This window comes from Sorangium sp. So ce296 (genome assembly GCF_051529605.1).
Taxonomy (GTDB): Bacteria; Myxococcota_A; Polyangia; order Polyangiales; family Polyangiaceae; genus Sorangium; species Sorangium cellulosum_D.
Map to the genome: position 1 here is coordinate 5,890,846 of NZ_CP150325.1, position 18,889 is coordinate 5,909,734.

Annotated in this window: 15 protein-coding genes; 6 read left to right on the plus strand and 9 right to left on the minus strand. The window is 72.7% G+C overall.

Annotated features, from left to right (window positions below; genetic code table 11):
• Positions 1-625: 625 nt before the first annotated feature.
• The gene (locus tag WME98_RS21940; RefSeq protein ID WP_437954016.1) at positions 626-4,498 is read left to right on the plus strand and encodes a DUF4215 domain-containing protein; all 3,873 of its coding nucleotides are present in this window, start codon (positions 626-628) and stop codon (positions 4,496-4,498) included.
• 47 nt (positions 4,499-4,545) lie between these two features.
• Here WME98_RS21940 and WME98_RS21945 read toward each other — a convergent pair whose 3' ends face one another.
• Positions 4,546-6,300: a sensor histidine kinase gene (locus tag WME98_RS21945; RefSeq protein WP_437953054.1), complete on the minus strand. Its 1,755-nt coding sequence runs from the start codon at positions 6,298-6,300 to the stop codon at positions 4,546-4,548.
• 425 nt (positions 6,301-6,725) lie between these two features.
• Between WME98_RS21945 and WME98_RS21950 the strand changes: the two genes are divergently transcribed.
• The 5 genes from WME98_RS21950 to WME98_RS21970 all read left to right on the plus strand — a co-directional run bounded on the left by WME98_RS21950 (position 6,726) and on the right by WME98_RS21970 (position 11,996).
• Entirely contained in the window at positions 6,726-8,735 is a 2,010-nt protein-coding gene (locus WME98_RS21950; protein WP_437316913.1) for a methyl-accepting chemotaxis protein, read from the plus strand.
• A 34-nt stretch (positions 8,736-8,769) separates the two neighbouring features.
• Positions 8,770-9,801 (plus strand): FHA domain-containing protein, encoded by a 1,032-nt coding sequence (locus tag WME98_RS21955; RefSeq protein WP_437953055.1) that lies wholly within the window; start codon positions 8,770-8,772, stop codon positions 9,799-9,801.
• A 70-nt stretch (positions 9,802-9,871) separates the two neighbouring features.
• Positions 9,872-10,321, plus strand: a complete 450-nt coding sequence (locus WME98_RS21960; RefSeq protein WP_061627661.1) for a 1,2-dihydroxy-3-keto-5-methylthiopentene dioxygenase — start codon at positions 9,872-9,874, stop codon at positions 10,319-10,321.
• A gap of 14 nt (positions 10,322-10,335) precedes the next feature.
• Positions 10,336-10,704, plus strand: a complete 369-nt coding sequence (locus tag WME98_RS21965) for a cupin domain-containing protein (RefSeq protein WP_437953056.1) — start codon at positions 10,336-10,338, stop codon at positions 10,702-10,704.
• 128 nt (positions 10,705-10,832) lie between these two features.
• Positions 10,833-11,996, plus strand: a complete 1,164-nt coding sequence (locus WME98_RS21970; protein ID WP_437953057.1) for a flavin reductase — start codon at positions 10,833-10,835, stop codon at positions 11,994-11,996.
• A gap of 35 nt (positions 11,997-12,031) precedes the next feature.
• On the opposite strand, the gene WME98_RS21975 is transcribed toward WME98_RS21970, so the two are convergent.
• Genes WME98_RS21975 through WME98_RS22010 form a run of 8 tightly spaced genes read right to left on the minus strand, consistent with a single transcriptional unit; the run spans position 12,032 to position 18,756 of the window.
• Entirely contained in the window at positions 12,032-12,943 is a 912-nt protein-coding gene (locus WME98_RS21975; RefSeq protein WP_437334952.1) for a methylenetetrahydrofolate reductase, read from the minus strand.
• Between the two features lie 15 nt (positions 12,944-12,958).
• Positions 12,959-13,246, minus strand: a complete 288-nt coding sequence (locus tag WME98_RS21980; protein ID WP_437953058.1) for an MSMEG_0570 family nitrogen starvation response protein — start codon at positions 13,244-13,246, stop codon at positions 12,959-12,961.
• 12 nt (positions 13,247-13,258) lie between these two features.
• Complete coding sequence (locus tag WME98_RS21985; RefSeq protein ID WP_437953059.1) at positions 13,259-14,482, minus strand: MSMEG_0565 family glycosyltransferase; 1,224 nt, start codon at positions 14,480-14,482, stop codon at positions 13,259-13,261.
• Positions 14,479-15,522: a sll0787 family AIR synthase-like protein gene (locus WME98_RS21990; protein WP_437953060.1), complete on the minus strand. Its 1,044-nt coding sequence runs from the start codon at positions 15,520-15,522 to the stop codon at positions 14,479-14,481. The genes WME98_RS21985 and WME98_RS21990 overlap by 4 nt, the downstream gene beginning before the upstream one ends.
• A complete protein-coding gene (locus WME98_RS21995; RefSeq protein WP_437953061.1) occupies positions 15,522-15,965 on the minus strand; it encodes an MSMEG_0567/Sll0786 family nitrogen starvation N-acetyltransferase in 444 nt (147 codons plus the stop codon). Before WME98_RS21995 ends, WME98_RS21990 begins: the two co-directional genes overlap by 1 nt.
• Positions 15,925-17,286, minus strand: a complete 1,362-nt coding sequence (locus WME98_RS22000) for an MSMEG_0568 family radical SAM protein (RefSeq protein WP_437953062.1) — start codon at positions 17,284-17,286, stop codon at positions 15,925-15,927. The genes WME98_RS21995 and WME98_RS22000 overlap by 41 nt, the downstream gene beginning before the upstream one ends.
• The gene (locus WME98_RS22005; RefSeq protein ID WP_061622449.1) at positions 17,231-18,259 is read right to left on the minus strand and encodes a Nit6803 family nitrilase; all 1,029 of its coding nucleotides are present in this window, start codon (positions 18,257-18,259) and stop codon (positions 17,231-17,233) included. The genes WME98_RS22000 and WME98_RS22005 overlap by 56 nt, the downstream gene beginning before the upstream one ends.
• 14 nt (positions 18,260-18,273) lie before the next feature.
• Positions 18,274-18,756 carry an MSMEG_0572/Sll0783 family nitrogen starvation response protein gene (locus tag WME98_RS22010; protein ID WP_020742060.1) on the minus strand — a complete coding sequence of 161 codons (483 nt, stop codon included), beginning with the start codon at positions 18,754-18,756 and terminating at the stop codon, positions 18,274-18,276.
• Between the last annotated feature and the right edge of the window lie 133 nt (positions 18,757-18,889).

The window sequence follows — 18,889 nt, forward strand, 5'->3', positions numbered from 1 at the left end:
TATTCATCTCCCGTGCCCTCGCGCGCCGCGCCCGGCCGCCGGCGCGGAACACGGCTGAGGTGGCCAGCCGCGCGAGGTGGCGGCGTATGCATGTCCCTCCGCTCCGGAGCGAGCCGGAACGCCGAGGCCCACGGCCGACTCCGCCGCGGCGATTTGTCTCAAGCTCCCCCCGCCGCTCGCGGCACTGTGGCGCGAACGCCGCGCCGCGCGCGGGCGCGCTGGAACGCCGGCGCTGTCAAGCGCGAAGCCCTGCCGCGCTCGCCTCAGCAGCCATCCGCCAACCCCCGCCAGCACCCTGCGTCGCGTCAGGTGCGTCATCCCTTCGCGCGGCTCTCGGCCTACGCGGGTAGGACGCACGCACGCACGCACGCACGCACGACGATCCCGACGACCAGGAAAGGCCGAGGGCAGCGAGGCGCGCCGAGCACAGCCGCACGGGCACGGCGAAACGGCGAAACGTCGAAGCGGCGAAGCGTCGAAACAACGAGGTGTGATTTAACGCTAGAGGTGTGAGGCGCGTTTACGATATGGTGCATCCTAGCGCCGTTGGCCTCTGCTGAGCGCAACGTGCGTTATCGAGGTGGCTGTGGGCGTGAGAACCTCTTATCTGGCTTTGGCGTTGGGATTGCTTCAAATCACGGCGGGTTGCGGCGGGGGCGTCTCGTCCCCGGGCGACGCCACGGGCTCCGGGAGCGGCGCGGGCTCCGGCACCGGCGGGCCCGGCTCCGGCGGCGCCGGCGGCGAGCCGGAGTTCACGGTCGGCAGCGGCCCTGGCCTCGGCGGCAGCGGCGCGGGCGAGCCGGATCCGTGCGACGTCGATGAGCCGCCGCCCGAGTGCTTCCTGCCGCCCGATCCCGCGTGCGGCGACGGGGCGAAGAACCAGGAGGCCGAGACCTGCGACGACGGCAATACCCTGCCCGGCGACGGCTGTTCGGGGCAGTGCCAGGTCGAGCCCTACTGGGAGTGCACGACGCCCGGCCAGCCCTGCCGGCTGACCATCGCGTGCGGCGACGGCATCCTCCACCCCGGCGAGTTCTGCGACGACGGCAACACCGCGGACGGCGACGGCTGCAGCGCCGATTGCCTCTACGTCGACTCCTCGTACGTGTGCCCGAGGCCGGGCGAGCCGTGCCTCCTGCTCTACGACTGCGGCGACGGCCGCGTGAACGGCTCCGAGGAGTGCGAGGACGGCGACGACCCGCCCGCGTCGGGCGACGGCTGCGACGCCGAGTGCAAGCGCGAGCCGGGATATCAGTGCAGCCGGCCCGGTCAGCCGTGCACGCCGCTGCCGGTCTGCGGCAACGGCGCCAAGGAGACCGGCGAGGGGTGCGACGACGGCAACACCGCGAGCGGCGACGGCTGCTCGAGCCTGTGCCGGCAGGAGCCTTATTACTACTGCCCGACGCCCGGGTCGCCCTGCGAGCGGCTGCTCGAGTGCGGCGACGGCGAGGTGCAGCCGGGAGAGCTCTGCGACGACGGCAACGCCGCGGACGGCGACGGCTGCAGCGCCGACTGCCAGGTGCGGGACGCGTCGTACGTGTGCCCGAGGCCGGGCGAGCCGTGCATCCTGCTCTACCGCTGCGGCGACGGCCGCGTGAACGGCAGCGAGCAGTGCGACGACGGCGAGGCGGTGCCGAAGAGCGGCGACGGCTGCTCCGCGGACTGCCGCCTCGAGGAGGGCTGGGTCTGCAGGCCGGGCCAACCCTGCACCGTGAGGACCTTCTGCGGCGACGGGGTCGTGCAGGTCGGCGAGCAATGCGACGACGGCGGCGGGGCGTCGCCCGCCGGCGGCGACGGCTGCACCGCGCAGTGCAAGATCGAGCTCGGCTGGACGTGCCCGCCGGCCGGCGGCGCCTGCACGCCGCCCCCGCCCCCGGTGTGCGGCGACGGCGTGATCGGCGGCGACGAGGTGTGCGACGACGGTGAGGAGCCGGCCAGCGGCGACGGCTGCAGCGCCGATTGCCGGACCATCGAGAGGGGGTGGGACTGCTCGCGCGTTGGGTTCCCCTGCAAGACGGTCTGCGGCGACGGGATCAAGGTCGGCGCCGAGCAGTGCGACGACGGCGATCTCGTCTCCGGCGACGGCTGCGACGATCGGTGCCGGATCGAGCCCGGCCGGGTGTGCGACAATCGCGAGCCCCAGGACTGCACGGGCCGCTCCGTGTGCGGCGACGGCGTCCGCGAGGGCACCGAGGTCTGCGACGACGGCAACGGCAACTGGCGCGACGGCTGCACGCCGGACTGCAAGCGCGAGCCCGACTGCAGGGCCGGCGCGTGCCTCTCGATCTGCGGCGACGGCATCCTCCTGCCCGGCGACGCCACCGAGCAGTGCGACGACGGCAACACCGAGAGCGGCGACGGCTGCTCCGCCGACTGCCGGATCGAGCCGGGCTACGTCTGCACCGTGGCGCCCACAGAGATGCGGCTGCCGATGGTCCTCCGCGACTTCATCGGCTGGTGCCCGAGGGAGACCAGCGCGAGCAATTCCCAGTGCGACGCCCGCCTGACGGACCGCCTCATCGGGCACTTCGACTTCGAGATCACGCCCAGCGGTACCACCTTGCAGACCGACGGCACCGTCGAGTCGACGCTCGACGCCGACGGCAAGCCCGTGAACGCCCACGGTAACGGCTACTTCGAGCCGGCCAGCAGCAACGGCTGGACCACGGGGCAGGAGAACTTCCAGTGGTGGTACCGGGACAACCCGATCTTCAACAGGACGCTCGTCACGACCATCCAGCTGACCGAGACGGGCGCCGGCAGCGGCAGGTACGTGTACCAGCGGAACCCGTTCTGGCCGTTGGACCTCGACCCGCCCGGCGCCGATCCCGCGCTCGACAGCCTCGTCGCCGCCGGGCTGGAGCGGGCGCAGGACAACGGGCACAACTTCTACTTCACGAGCGAGGTCCGGTACTGGTTCCAGCACCGCTCGGACGGCAACGCGAGCAACAACCCCGTGCTCACCTTCTACGGTGACGACGACGTCTGGGTGTTCATCAAGAACACGCTGACCGCGGACATCGGCGGCATCCACGGGCAAGCCCAGGAGAGCGTGACCATCCTCGACAACGGCGACGCCCAGGTGACCCCCTGCCCCACCTCTTCCGGCTGCCCGAACCGCGCGGCCTACACCGTCGACCTCAACCTCGAGCACGGGAAGGTCTACGAGATCGCGGTGTTCCAGGCCGAGCGCCACGTCACCGGATCGAACTACCAGCTCACGCTGGCGGGCTTCAGCGCCGGAACGTCGGTGTGCACGCCGCAGTGCGGGGTCGAGCCGCCGGTCGTCACGCCGGGCGAGGAGTGCGACGACGGCCGCGCGAACGGGACCGGCTATGGCCAGTGCAACAACTGCCAGCTCGGCGCCTACTGCGGCGACGGCGTGAAGAACGGCCCCGAGGCCTGCGACAACGGCGTCAACAACAGCACCTACGCCAACGCCTCGAACGCCTGCGCGCCGGGGTGCGTGGCCCCGCCCCGCTGCGGCGACGGCCTGGTCAACGCGCCGTACGAGGCGTGCGATCTCGGCTCCGGCAACACGGCGAACGGCTACGGCGGCTGCACGACCGCGTGCGAGATCGGGCCGTCCTGCGGCGACGGCGTGGTCAACGGGCCCGAGCAGTGCGACGACGGCAAGAACGACGGCTTCTACGGCACCTGCAACCCGAACTGCACGCCTGCGTCGAGGTGCGGCGACGGCCGCGTGGACGAGGAGTGGGGCGAGGAGTGCGACGACCCCACCGACCCGAACTGCGTGGGCTGCCAGCTCGGCGCGCATTGCGGCGACGCGGTGGTGCAGTCGAATTACGGCGAGGAGTGCGACGACGGTCGCAACGACGGCGGCTACGGCGAGTGCGCCCCGATGTGCCTCTACGGCCCGCGGTGCGGCGACGGCGTGGTGCAGCCCGACGAGGAGGACTGCGACCTCGGCGAGGGGATGAACACCGGCGCGTACAACGGGTGCAGCGCCTCCTGCACCTACGGTCCGTACTGCGGCGACGCGACCATCAACGGCGCCGAGACCTGCGACGACGGCGTGAACGACGGCTTCTACGGGAGCTGCTTCCCCGACTGCACGCCGGCGGCCCGGTGCGGCGACAGCCGCATCGACGAGGAGTGGGGCGAGCAGTGCGATCCCCCGAACGAGGCGACCGGCTGCAGCAGCAACTGCCGCCTCGGCGCCCAGTGCGGCGACTCCGTCGTGCAGGCCCACCTCGGCGAGCAGTGCGACGACGGCGTGAACGACGGCGGCTACGGCGAGTGCGGCCCGCTGTGCAAGTACGGGCCGCGCTGCGGCGACGGCGTGGTCAACGGCCCCGAGCAGTGCGACGACGGCAAGAACACCGGCGGCTACGGCAAGTGCGCGCCGGGGTGCAAGTACGGGCCGCACTGCGGCGACGGCATCCGGCAGAGCCCCTACGAAGAGTGCGACGACGGGAACAACACGAGCGGCGACGGCTGCAGCTCGGCCTGCAAGTACGACAACCAGCCGCTCTAGTCAGAGAGCCCCGCGACGGGGGCGCGCGCCCGCGGGCGGCGCCCCCGTCACGGCACGTCCGGCGCCCTCGGCCGCACCGTGGTGTCCCCCGGCGGCTTCTCCAGGAGCGGCGGCCCCCCGACCGGCAGCCAGATCTCGAAGACCGCGCCCCCCTTCTGGGCCTTGCGGTAGGCGATCTCCCCCCCGTGCTCGAACACGATCCGCTGCGCGATCGCGAGCCCGAGCCCCGTCCCCTTCTCCTTGCTCGTCGCGTACGGCTCGAACAGGCGCGGCACCATGTCCTCGGCCACCCCCGGCCCGTTGTCGCGCACCACGATCCGCACGCGATCGTTCGGCAGCGGGCCGATCGTCACCGAGACGCGCGGGTCGCGCCGGACCGCGCCCGCCGCCTCCAGCCCGTTCTGGACCAGGTTCGTGAGCACCTGGATCAGCTGGTCCCGGTCCGCCGAGACCTTCGGGATCGGCTCGGCCACGAGCTCGACCCGCGGCGACGCCGCGCCGCCCGTCGTCCCGCCCGTCTCCTCGCCCGCCGGCGCCGCGTGCAGCGTGACCACCCCGCGCGCGATCGCCACGAGATCGACCGGCTCCGGGTTGGGCGCCGGCAGCCGGGCGAACCGCGTGAACTCGGTCACGATGTTCGCGATCCGGTGCACCTCGTTCAGCACCGTCGACGTCGCCTCCTCGAAGTAGTCGTCGAACGCCGGGTCCTCGCGCTGCCGCAGCCGGCGCAGCGTCTCCACCGCCGCCCGGATGGGCGCCAGCGGGTTCTTGATCTCGTGGGCGATCTGCCGGGCGACCTCGCGCCGCGCCGCGATCCGCTCCGTCGCCGCCAGGCGCTTGCGCATCGCGGCGAGCTCGTCGATGGTCGCGTTGAACGCCGCCGCGAGATCCGCGATCTCCCGCCCCCCGCGCCCCTCCACCCGCCGCGGCGCGCCGCTCATCACCTCGCGCGTCTCGCGGGCCAGCGCCGCGATCGGCCGCGACAGGCTGCGCGCCAGCACCACGGCGATCCCGAGGGCGATCGCCAGCACCGTGGCGCCGGTCAGCGCGATCGAGCGATCGAGCCGGGCCAGCGCCTGCCTCAGCGGCTCGCGCGACACCGAGGCGACCACGTCGAGCCCCGGGATCTCCGGGAAGTCGAGGACGCGCACCACCTCGGCCTCGCCGCTCCGGGGCGCGGGCCCCCCCTCGGGCGTCGCCGTGAGCCGCACGTGGTACGCGTCGCCGATGCGCGCGAGCACCGGGCCGATCCGCCGCGCCCCCACGAGGCCGATCGTCACCCCGTGCCGCGACAGGGCGCAGTGGACCTCCAGCGACGGCTCGCCGCCCGCCTTCGCCGGCCGGAGCCGCGGCGCGCCCCCCGGGGCCTTGATCGCCTCCGCGAGCCGCGGGTCGCGGGCGCCGATGCGCGAGGCGTCCTCGGCCGCGAGGACGCTTCCGTTGGCCGCCACGAGCGACAGCGCGTCGAGGCGCAGCGCCTTGGCCTGGCTCGGGACCAGGCGGCGCAGCGCGATGCGGCTCGTCGGGTCCATCGCGTCCGGGTCGCCCTTGGCCCGCTCCAGCTCGACGTGGGCCTTGTCGACGAACGTGTCGTGCTGGCAGAACGGCGGCAGGAGATCGCGCAGCGCCTCGGCCTCCCACGCGAGCTGCTGCCGCACGCCGGCGTGCGCCGCGTCGATCCGATCGGCGAAGCCGCTCTCGATGATCTCGCGCGACGCCTCGCGCAACGTCAGGCCGACGAACGCCGTCGCGATGATCGCGACGAGCCCGAAGGCGAGCAGGAGGCGAGCGGCGAGGGGCATGGCGGGGCGGCCACGGCCGCCCGGCCGCGTGGCCACCCCGGCGGCCAGGACGGCCGGGCGGCCGCCGCGGTCTGCGGCGGTGTTCAGGGTCGAGCCTGGAGGAACCGGCGCCCGCGCCGAGCCCCCGCGGCGGTCCTTCTCCGCCGCGTCTCCGTGCATACGCCATCGGGTCGAGGTCGTCCAAATTCATCGCGACTTCCCCACACGCCGGCCCTGGCCGCGCGGCCGCCCCTGCGCCCCTGCGCCCCTGCCCAGGCAGCGCTCCGGTCCGCGGCTCGCCTGCCCGCGGCCCCTCACCGCGCTTCTGCCGCGCGCTCTCCTTGCACCGGGGGGCACTCGCCTCTTACGCTCGGGCGTCCTCGGGGTCGTCGGGTGCGCGCTGGCCCACGCGCGCGCCGCCGCTCGACCGCGCTGGAACGCACGAAATGAACTCCAAGCAGCTCTCCATCCCCATCGCCGTAGTCCTCGCGCTCGTCGGCCTCGGGTTGAGTTTCGCGTCGAGGTCGCTGGCGGAGTTCTCGGGCCAGCTGTTCATGTTCTTCGGCTTCTCCGCGGCGGTGGCGGTGGTGTACGCGAGCCTCGCGGGCAAGGGCGGCGTCCCCCTCGGGGGCCTGCGCGACGCGCTCCGCGCGGCCGCGCGGGGCAAGCGGCCCAAGCTGCCCGAGGGCGCCCCCGCCGACATCGCCGAGACCTACGAGCAGATCGCCGAGCTGGCCGGCCGGCAGGCCGAGCTCGCGGAGGAGCGCCACGCGCTCGCCGAGGAGCGCGACAAGCTCGCGCGGGAGCGGGACGGCCTGAGCCGCGAGCGCGACGGGGTCGAGCGGCAGCGCGACGCCCTGGAGCGGGAGCGGGACAGCCTGAGCCGCGAGCGCGACGGGCTCCTGAAGGAGCGCGACGGGCTCACGAAGGAGCGCGACACCCTCGAGCGGGAGTGCGCGAACCTCACCCGCAAGGTGAACGACCTCGCGCAGCGCGGCCCCGACATCGACGTCGACGCGCTCGTCGACGCCGTGCTGCGCGCCACCGCCGGCGAGCGGGTGCGCGTCCCGCCGGGCGCGCCGCCGGAGCTCTCGCGCCTCTACTCGGAGCTCACCGGCATCGCGGAGCGGGTCACCCAGTCCGAGCTGCGCGATAAGCAGCGCCGGTCGGAGCTGGCCCAGGCCACCGTGCTGCTCGACGAGCTCCTGCCCAAGCTGAGCGACGGCGTGAGCAGCGTCATGCACGCGAGCGAGCAGGCGACCGTGTACATCCGCGACATGACGACCGCCCTCGCCAACATCGCCCAGTCGGTCGAGTCGCTCGCGTCGAGCGCCGAGGAGTCGAGCTCGAGCATCCTGGAGATGACCGCCACGAACGAGGAGGTCGCCGAGAACGTCGGCGAGCTCGGGTCGAGCGTGCGCGAGACGGTCTCGTCGATCGAGGAGATGGCCTACTCGATCCGCGAGGTCGCGAAGAACGTCGACGCCCTGGCGCTGACGGCCGAGGAGACGAGCTCCTCGATGAACCAGATGGACGTCTCCATCGATCAGGTCCAGTCGAACGCGAACGAGACGGCCCGGCTCTCGGAGGAGGTGGCGACCGACGCCGAGAAGGGCGCCGAGGCCATCCTGAAGACGATCGGCGAGATCTACCGCATCAAGGAGTCGAGCCAGGAGGCCGTGGCCGTCATCTCGAACCTCGGCTTCCGGATCGAGGCGATCGGGCAGATCCTGGCCGTCATCGACGACGTCGCCGAGCAGACGAACCTGCTCGCGCTGAACGCCGCGATCATCGCCGCCCAGGCCGGCGAGCACGGCAAGGGCTTCGCCGTCGTCGCCGACGAGATCAAGGACCTCGCCGAGCGCGCCGGCGGCAGCACGAAGGAGATCGCGGAGCTCATCAAGACGATCCAGTCCGAGTCGAAGAACGCGATCGCCGCCGTCGAGCGCGGCGCGCACAACGTCGACCGCGGCGTCGAGGTGTCGAACGAGGCCGAGCGGGCCCTGAAGAAGATCCTGGAGAGCTCGCAGAAGTCGACGAACATGGTGCGCGCCATCGCCCGGGCCACGGTCGAGCAGGCCAAGGGGTCGAAGCAGGTCACGGACGCGATCGGCCGCATCGCCGAGACGGTGCAGCAGATCGCCGCCGCCACGGCGGAGCAGGCGCGCGGCTCGGAGCTCATCATGAAGAGCGCGGAGAAGATGCGGACCATCACGCAGCACGTCGAGCGGTCGAGCCAGGAGCAGGCGCGCGGCGGCCGCCAGATCACGAGCGCGATCGAGCAGATCTCGAACCAGGTCCACAGCCTCAACGCCTCGCACCGCAGCCAGACGCGCGGCGGCGAGCAGCTCATCGAGGCCGGCAAGCGCATCGAGGAGGCGGCGCGGCAGCAGGATCAGGCGGTGCGGCAGCTCGTCAGCGCCACCGAGCGGATGCGTCGCACGGCGGCGATTTGACCCCCCGCGGCCCTTCCGCGCAGAGGCAGCGTCGATGGCGCTAACGATCGTGGTGCTCTCGCCCGGCGGGGCGGTGAATTCGCCCGGCGGGGCGGGGAGGGAGGGCGAGCTCTCGCTGACCCTGGACGCGCCCCGCATCATCCTCGGCCGCGCCGAGGGCTGCGAGGTCCGCCTCCCCGACACGAGCGTGAGCCCCCGGCACGCGTCGATCCGGCAGCGCGGCGCCACCTACCTGCTCCTCGACGAGGGCAGCGAGAACGGCACCTTCCTCGGCAAGACGCGCATCGCCCCGCGCACGGCGATGCCGCTGCGCACCGGCGACCGCATCCGCATCGGGCGCGTGTGGCTCGCGCTCCGGATCGAGCCGGCGGTCCCGAAGGCCTCCCCCGCCGCGGCCGCCAAGGAGCTCGCCCTCGAGCTCGTCGCCCGCGGCCTCGCCGCCCAGGGCGAGGATCCCACGCCGCGCGTCGTCGTCGTGGACGGCCCGGACCGCGGCCGCGCGCTGCACGTGGAGGCGCCCGGGCGACCCTACTTCGTCGGGCGCGCCCAGGACGCCGATCTCACGCTCGACGACCCGGACGTCTCCCGCCGCCATGTGGCCATTACGCGCAGAGGCGACCAATTCTCAGTTCAGGATCTCGGGTCGCGCTCCGGCGCCTCGCTCGACGGCGTTCCGGTGCCTCAGTTCGATACGATCTGGCGGCCTGGACAGGTGCTGGCGATCTCGGCCGATCGGCTTGTGTTCGAGCATCCGGCCGCCGAGGCGCTCGCGGAGATCGAGCGCAGCCCGTGCGAGCCGCTCCCTGCGGACTCGGCCGTCGAGCCTCCTTCGGCCGAGGAGCCGTCCGCGGCGTCCTCCGCGCCGTCATCCTCGCCGACTTCCACGCCGACGCCTTCGCCTGCCTCCGCGAGCACGTTATCGCCGCTCGCGCGGCCTGCCGCGGCGGCGCCGCGCGTTGCGCAGGGTGGCGGGTGGGGGTTCACCGAGGCGCTGATTGCGTTGCTCGCGCTGGGTGTGCTGGCTCTCAGCATCGCGGGTCTGATGTGGCTGCTTGGACGCGGTTAGCGTCTTGACGTCGCGCGCGCGCAGAGGTCGAAGAGCCCAGTCCCGGAGGGTGCGCATGCGTGCGATCCGAATGAGCGCTGAAGGCGAGATCGAGTTCACCGAGGCGGAGCTCCAGGCGGAAGGGATCCGGTGCGGCACGTTCGACCCGGGCGCAGCTGCGCTGGCCTTGCAGCGCGTGAACGCGGAGCGCGGGTGGACGGAGCACGACGAGGTCCGACGCGACACGAGCAATCCTCGCGATGAGGCGGAGAGCGCGCGGGAGGCCGACGAGCACTGCCACCTCGGCGACGAGGTGCGGCTCTTCCTCGAGGGGCAGGCCCTGTACGACGTCCGCTGCATGAACGACGAGTGGTTGCGGATCTGGGTCGGCGCGGGCGATCTCGTGGTCGTGCCGGCGCGGCGCTACCACCGCTTCGTGGCGAGCAAGGCCGCTGCGCTCCGCTACTTGCAGCCGTACGGCGGCCGCCACCTGCTCATGCAGCTCTACCGCGTGTCCGACGATCGGACGCGCGCGTTCTGATCTGGAGGTCCTCGATGGCGCGCCCTTACCGTCTCGTCACGTCCGCCACGCGCATCCCGGTGCCTGGCGGCAAGCTGATCGAGGAGCTCTTCGGCCGCGTGAACACCGGCACGGACGGCTTCAGCCTGGCGCACATGGTGGCGCCGCCCAGGTGGAGCGAGCCGGCGCAGACGCCCGCGTTCGGCGAGCTGACGCTGATGATCCGCGGCCGCATGCGCGTCGAGATCGCGGGCGAGACGGTCGACCTCTCCGCCGGGCAGGCCATCTGGACGGAGCCCGATCAGCGCGTCCGCTACAGCAACCCGTTCGACGAGGAGAGCGAGTACTTCGCTCTCTGCATACCGGCGTTCGCGCCGGACCTCGCGCGGCGCGACGCCGGGTGAGTTGCGCGCGCGGTGGCGATGGCCGCGTGGCGATGGCCGCGTGGCGATGGCCGCGTGGCGATGGACGAGAGCGCGCGCGCGGCGCAGATCCTGGATCCCGGGTGCGCGCCGAGCGCGTACTATGGCCTATGCTCTTCGATCCCGCGGAGTTCCGGAAGGTGCTGGGCCAGTTCGCGACCGGAATCACGCTCGTGACCACGGTGCAGGACGGCACGCCGCACGCGATGACGGTGAACTCGTTCAGCGCCGTCTCGCTCGATCCGCCGCTCGTGCTGTTCTGCGCGGACCGGCGCTCGCGCACGAGCGCGGCCATCGAGGCGTCGGGCGTCTTCGCGGTGAACATCCTGCGGGAGCAGCAGCGGGACATCTCGGATCTGTTCGCCGGCAAGGGCACGGACATCGATCGGCAGGCGGTGCTCACCGAGGCGCACGTGGCCGAGTCCGGCAGCCCGATCCTCAAGGACGTGCTCGCCTTCATCGACTGCAAGGTGGAGCACGCGTACGACGGCGGCGATCACATCATCTATGTCGGCCGCGCGCTCTCGTCCGGCCGGGGCGAGGCGGGCGCGCCGCTCCTGTACTACCGGGGCACGTACCAGGCGCTCGACGACGTCTGGCGGTGGCGCGACCGGTACGCGGCGAAGGAGCAGGCGACCCCGTTCCACGAGCTCGTCGACTTCTTCGATCGCATGCAGGCGGAGGGGCCGTACGCGACGCTCATCGACGAGCTCGTCACGCTGGCCGATCCTGGCGTGGAGGAGCGGTGCCTCGACCTCGGTTGCGGCACCGGCCGGCTGACGCGCGAGATGGGGCGCCGGTGCCACGAGGCGGTCGGGATCGACGCGACCGCGGCGATGGTCGAGCGCGCCGCGCAGCGGGCGAAGGCGCTCGGCCTGGACAACGTGACCTTCCGGGAGGCGCTCGCGACGCGGCTCCCGTTCCCCGACGCCTCGTTCGACGTGGTGACCGCGTCGAACCTGCTCCTGCACGTGCCCGAGCCGGGCCCGGTGCTCGCCGAGGCGGCGCGCGTGCTCCGCCCGGGCGGCCGCCTCGCGCTCCTGGAGCCCGCGCCCGGGATGAACCGCGTCGCCATGGCCGGCTACCTGCGCGGCCACCGGTACAACCCGCAGACGGCCCACGCGATGCTCGCGTGGGCCGACGCGGCGGAGGTCACCTACCGCCACACCGAGGACCGGCTCACCGCCGATCTGAGCGGCACGGGCTTCGAGATCGAGCGCCGCGAGCGCCGGATGAACGGCCTCGCGCTGCTCTGGATCGCGCACAGGGGGTGAGCCCCCGGCCGGAGGGGCTCACGCCGCCCGCCGGCTCACGCCGCGCGGCGGAGCCCCGCCTCCTCGACCAGCCGGGGCACCCAGTCCTCCGCGCCGATGGAGCGCATGTGGATGCCCGAGAGCCCGGGGACGTCGCGGAGCCCGCGGATGAGCTCCAGCGTGATCCGGTAGCTCTCGCCCTCGGCGTCGCCGCTCTGGCGGACGCGCTCGATCAGGTGCTCCGGCACCACGAGGCCCGGCACCTTCTGCAAGAAGCTCAGCCGGTCCACGCCGGCGAACGGGAAGATCGCCGCGATGAAGTGCGCGCGCTCGTGGAGCCCGCGCTCGACCACCGCGGCCATCCAGCGGCGCATCGGCGCGAGCTCGAACACCGCCTGCACCTGGATGAAGCTCGCGCCCGCGTCGATCTTCGCGCTGAGCCGGTCCATCGCCCCGGCGATCGCCTGCTCCCCGCACGGGAAATCGATGGTCCCGACGTGGAAGTAGGGCGCCGGCGAGATGACGTCTCCATTGTAGAGCCTCCCCTCGCGCGTCATCCGGCGGGTCAGCTCGATCGCCGCGTAGCTGTCGACGTCGCTCACCTCCTTGGCCTCGGGATCCGAGCCGATGGCGCACGGATAGCCGCCCAGGATGATGATGTTCGAGAGCCCGAGCGCCGCCATCCCGAGCAGGTCGCCCTGGAGGGCGATCCTGTTCTTGTGGCGGAGCGAGAACTGGAGCACCGGCTCGAGCCCCTCCTGCTTGACGAAATGGCCGACTGCCATGTTGGCGCAGCGCGCCTGGGAGAGCAGGTGATCGTTGATCTGCACCACGTCGACACACCCGGCCATGTTTCGGGCGTGCTTCAAGAGCTTCTCCAGGTCGTAGTGCCGCGGGGGCGTCAGCTCGGCGGACACGAGGAACTGGCGCTCGCTGAGGAGGCGCTCCATCTTCGACTTCGACACCATACCGTGCTCCTTCCGTCACTCGACGAACTTGAGGACCCGGACCTTGGCCCCGCTCTGGCCGTGGAATCGCGCGGCCGCGCTCGCGATGCGCGCCGCCTCCGCCCGCGCCAGGCTGCAGGGGAACCCGTACTTCTTGAGGACCCGCTCGCTCGCGATCTCGAGCGCCTTCCGGCAACGCGACACGAAATCGTCGATGGAGTAGCTCTCCCCGACGTCGAGGTGCTCTTTCACGACGAGCGACGGAGAATAACAGACCTGCTGCTCGCCGCTCGGCCACTCGATCACGAAGCGCATCTCCGGCATACGTCGCTCGTCCTAGTTATGGCGGGATCCGAGGAACTCGCGGTAGACGCCGGCCGCGATGCGCGCCGAGCGCTCCCACGTGTACCGCGCCGCGGCCTCGATCGCCGCCGCGCGCAGGCGCCGCCTCACGCCTCCCTCCAGGATAGCCTCCATCGCGGCCGCGAGATCCTCTGTTCTCGAGGGATCGACGAGCAGCGCGCTCTCCCCGTCTCGGAGGAACTCGGTGAAGGGAGGTTGAGCAGAGCTCACCACCGGCGCGCCCGACGCCATCGCCTCGAGCAGGACGAGCCCGAATCCCTCGCGGACGGACGGGAATACGAACGCGTCGGCGAGGCGGTAGAGCGGCGGGATCAGCGCGTCGGGGAGCACGCCCGCGAGGACGAGCGGCGGCGGCGCGCCCGCGGCGCCTGCCGCCGCCGTACGCGCGCCCGCGGGCGCCGGAAAGACGCCGTGTTCCCGCGCGATCGCCTCGAACTCGCGCTGGTAGGGCGCGTAATCGAACAGCGTCTCTCCGCCCGCGATGATCAGCTGGGCTCCGGGCAGCCGCCTCCGGACCGACAGGAACGCCTTGAGCAGACCGATCGAGTTCTTGCGCGGCTCGACGCCGCCCACGGTCACGTAGAGCGGCGACCCGGTCGCGTTGAGCCGCGCCCGGAGCTCCGCGTCGCGCGCGTCCGGCGCCGGCGAGTACCGCCGCAGGCTCACGCCGTTCGGGACGATCGCCGCGTCGACGCCGAGATCGGCCCGGAGCGTCCTCCGCCACGCCTCGCTGACGACGAGGCACGCGTCCGCCTCGCGCACCGAGCGCTCCTGGCAGGCGCGCAGGTAGGGGCTGTCGTAGTCGTCGAGGTGGTGCACGGTCCGGAGGAAGTGGGGCACGCGCCCCTCGGCGCGCAGCGCGGCGAGCGCGTTCGCGCTGATGCAGTCCTGGGAGTGCCAGATGTCGTGCCGCGCCCCGAGGCGGCGCAGCCCGGCCTCGAATTCCGCGATGCGCTGCCGCACGACCGCGTCGATCCCCTCCGGCGGGGGCGCGGCGGGCACGAGGACGGCGGGGCAGCGCGGCGGCCGGTAGAAGCCGCCCTGGTCCTTGTTCAGCGCGTAGATGCAGACGTCCACGCCGAGGTCGTGGAGCGCCTCCGCGAGCTCGACCGTGTGCACGACGCCGCCGCGCGGCTTTGTCGAGTAGGTGAGCAGCGCGACCGAGAGCGGCGCGCCGGGCGCGGCGCCGGCGCTCATCGCGCGCCCTCGCCCGCGAAGCCGGTGAGCGGCTCGGCCGACAGGTCCCAGAGCGTCTGCCGCTCGCCGGCGGCCTCCAGCGTGAGCCGCCGCGAGCCGTCGACGGCGCCGACCGCGGCGCTCGCGATGCCGCGCCGGGCGAAGGCCGCGAGGACCGCGCCGGCGGCGTCGGGGCGCACGCTGAGCAAAAAGCCGTAGCTCGGGAACGCGAGCAGCCAGCGCGCGATCGAGAGATCGCGCGCGTCGCCCGGCCGCGGGACGGCCGCGACGTCGAGCACCGCGCCGACGCCGGACGTCTCCAGGAGCATCAGCAGCGTCCCCGCGACGCCGCCCATGCTGATGTCCTTGCCCGCGTCGCACAGGCCCGCCTCGGCGAGGGCGGGCAGGACCTCGAGATCGCCGCGGAGCCGCGCCGGGTCGGTGCCTGTCGAGGCGTTCCAGAAGGGGTGCTCCGCGTGCATCCTGCCGCGCAGGTCGATCGCCGCGACGAGCACGTCGCCGGGGCGCGCGGCGAAGCTCGTGATGAGCCGCCGCGCCCGCCCCGCGATGGCCACGGCGAGGGCGTTGTAGGGGCTGCGCGCGCTCGTATGACCTCCGACGATCGGCACCCCGTAGGCGCGCGACGCGGCGACCATGCCCTCCCAGACCGGCTCCAGAGCGCCGGCCGAGGTCCCCCAGACGACGTCGACCACGGCGATGGGGCGGCCGCCCATCGCGTAGATGTCGCTGACGTTGACCATCACGGCGCTGTAGCCCGCGAACCGCGGGTCTCCTTCGAGGAACGTCGGCCAGATCCCCTCGGCGGCGAGGAGCAGGTAGCCGTCGCCGTCGGGGATGGCCGCGCAGTCGTCGCCGAGCGCGGCGGGCCGATGGACCGCGCCGATCGCGCAGGCGGCGCCGCTCGCGCCGGCCGCGTCGCCTGCGCCGCCCGCGCCGCCGGCGCCCGGCTTGCCGGACAGGTACCGCGCCGGGATCTGCACGTCCCGCTTCGCGAGGATCCCGAGCGCGCCCCGCAGCTCGGCCGTGATGCCGGCGAGCATCAGCGGAACCTCTGCCCGGGCGGCGGGCGGGGCTCGTCGCCCGGCGGGTAGCTCGCGAGGTCGGCCTCCATCAGGTGGTGCGGGCGATCGCGGAACGACCGCTCCTCGAGGGAGCGCCAGTGAATGCTCTCGAAGAACGGCACGTTGGCCGCCTGGACGAGCGCGAGGAACCTCTGGCACCCCCAGCCGTGGGCGGAGGTGACCGCCTTGTGGACGAGGCCGCGGCCGACCACGCCCTGCTTGCGGTGGGCGCGCTCGACGGCGAGCCGGCCGCCGTACCAGAGGCCGGGCTCCGCCTCGTAGATGCGCACCGTGCCGACGACCGCCTCGCCCCCCGGCGCCCCGCGCAGCACGGCGGCGATGGGGAGCGCCGAGGCGTCCCAGTCGTCCTCGTCGGTCGTCTTAAACAGCCCTTGCTCGTCGCAGAAGGTGGCCCGGCGCAAGCGGAGGTACGCGAGATACGTGTCCCGCGTCTGCACAAGCTCGAAGCTGTACTGAGGCGTCATCGGAGCTCTCCGAGGTTATCGTCCATGCCGCGCCCGCGTCCGGCGGTGCCGCGTCCGGCGGCGCCGCGGCCCGGCCCTCCGCCTCGAAGCCCGAGAGCCCTGAGCAGGCGCCGCAGCGGGCGCAGCCCGCCTTCACGTCGTTCGATCGCAGCCCCGCCCGCGCGAGCAGCGGGCCGATGTGCGCGTAGAGCGCCCGCATGAGCTCCCCCGAGGGCGGCGCGCGATCGGCCGCGGGCGTCCCCGGGATGGGCACGAGCGGGACGAGGAACGGATAGACCCCCATCGCGATGAGCCGCTCGCTCGCGTCGAGCAGCGACGACGGCGAGTCGCCGAGCCCCGCGATGAGGTAGGTCGACACCTGGCCGCGGCCGAACACGCGCACGGCCGCCTCGAACGCCTCGAAGTACCGGGCCACGCTCACCTCGGCCTTGCCCGGCATCGCGACCGCGCGCACCTCGTCCTCGACCGCCTCGAGGTGCATGCCCAGGCTGTCGACGCCGGCCGCGCGCATCCGCTCGAACCAGGCGAAATCGTCGGGCGGCTCGCACTGCGCCTGCACCGGCAGGTCGACGCGCGCCTTGATGCCGCGCGCGCAGTCGGCGAGGTGCGCCGCCCCGCGATCGGGCGACCGCGGCGTGCCCGTGGTGAGCGTCACGTGCCGCACCCCGTCGAGCCGGGCCGCCGCCTCGGCGACCTCGCCGAGCTGCTCCGGCGTCTTCTTCGCGGTGGTGCGCCCGGCCGCGAGCGACTGCCCGATCGCGCAGAACGTGCACGCCTTGTCGCGCTCCGAGTACCGGATGCACGTCTGGAGCACCGTCGAGGCGAGGACGTCCGCCCCGTGCAGGAGCGCGATCTTGGGGTAGGGGATGCCGTCCCTGGTCGAGAGGGCGTAGAAGCGCGGCGCCTTCACGAGGGCGATCGGCGCGAGCTCCCTGCCGTCGCGCTCGACGGTCCCCGCGCCGTCGCGCCCGATCCGCGCCACGAACGGCGACGCCGCGGCCTGGTCGGTGTGGATCGGGATCATCACCGTGGCGCCGCGGAGCGTGGCCGCCACGTGCTGGGTCGGCCCCGCCCCGCCGCGGCGCGAGGTCCACGCCGCGCGGCGGCCCTCGTCGCCTTCCGACGCGGGCGACATGGGCGACGCGGGCGACGCGGGCTCGCTCGGGGCCGCGGCGCCCGCGCCCGGGGCGCCCTCGGGGGCCTCAGCCAGCCTCAGGCCGAACGACTGGAGCTCGGTGATCAGCGTCTGGGTATCCATGGTCCACCGCCGCAGGATCGAGGGAGGAGGCCTTGGGGCTGCCCGCGCCGAGCACCATCGGTCGCTCTGCCGTGTCCATCCAAAGCCGCAGCAAGTCGGGCCGGGCGTAGTGCCCCGCCGCATCCATCATCCGTTTTCGCTTCGTGATCAGGGCGAAGTCGAGGTCCGCGACGGCCATCCCCTCGCCGTCGGTCACCGGCGGGCACGCGTGCGCGCCCTCCGGCGTCACGATCGCCGTCATGCACCCGCCGCGCAGCACGCCCTGGAGCTGCTCGTTCGGCGCGACCTCCCGGACCTGCTCCGGCGTCAGGAAGGCCGTGGCGTTCACCACGAAGCACCCCGACTCCAGCGCGTGATGCCGGATGGTCACCTCCATCTGCTCGGCGAAGATCGACCCCACCAGCGAGCCGGGGAACTGGCTGCAATGGATCTGCTCGTGCTGCGCGATGAGCGCGAACCGCGCGAGCGGGTTGTAGTGCTCCCAGCACGCGAGCGCGCCGAGCCTCCCGACCGCGGTGTCCACGGTCCTGAGGCCCGAGCCGTCGCCTTGCCCCCAGATCATCCGCTCATGGTAGGTCGGCGTGATCTTGCGCCGGTGGAGCACGAGCGCGCCGTCCCTGTCGAAGACGAGCTGCGCGTTGTACAGCGTGCCGTGATCGCGCTCGTTCACGCCGAGCACCACGACCACCCCGTGCGCGCGCGCGGCGGCGGCCACGGCCCGCGTCACCGGGCCGGGGACGGTGACCGCCTCGTCGTAAAGGCGCATGTGCTCCTTCCCCATGGCGGGCGGCGGGAGCACGAAGGAGAAGTAGGGGTAATACGGGACGAACGCCTCGGGGAAAACGCAGAGCTCGGCGCCCTCCTTCGCGGCCCTGGCGATCGCGGCGACGACGCGCTCGGTCGTCCCGTCCCTGCTGCCGAGGACGGGACTGGCCTGCACCGCGGCCGCCCGGACTTTGCGGTTGTACTCCATGGACGGCGCTCGGGTCAGAGCGTCCAGGAGTGGACCATGAACGCGTTCTCCCGGCGGTGGATCAGCTGGATGTCGAGCACGTCGAGCGGGCTGATGGGCTTGATTCCCGGGATCAGCGCGTGCTCGCCGTGGCCGTAGAGCGCCTGCAGCGCGAACCGACACGCGTACACCTTGCCGCCCTCCTCCATGAACCGCCCGATCTGCTGGTTCACGGCGAGGTGCCCGGAGAACGCCTCGCTGCCGAGCTTCGGAAAGCCGCGCTGCAGCCCCAGCGTGACGCCCGGCCCGTACAGCAAGATGGATGTCTCAAACCCTTTACGCTGAAGGCGGATCGCCGTCAGCACGTTGACGAGGCCGATCGAGCCCTCGAAGGCCACGGTGTGAAAGGTGACCAGCGCCTTCTCTCCCGGCTTCGCCTTGACGTCTTCGAAGACCTTCTCCTCGTAATCGACCAGGAAGTCACCAGCGTTGTAGGCGGGATACGTCGGCTTCGGCATTGGTTACCTCTCTCCTAGAATGAATAAGTTGAGACCATAGTGGTTTTCTGAACGCAAGGAAAATGCAGGAGCCCGCCCTCTTTTGATCGAAGCTCGATCACCAAGGAGGCGCGAAGAGGCGCGGAGGAGGTGC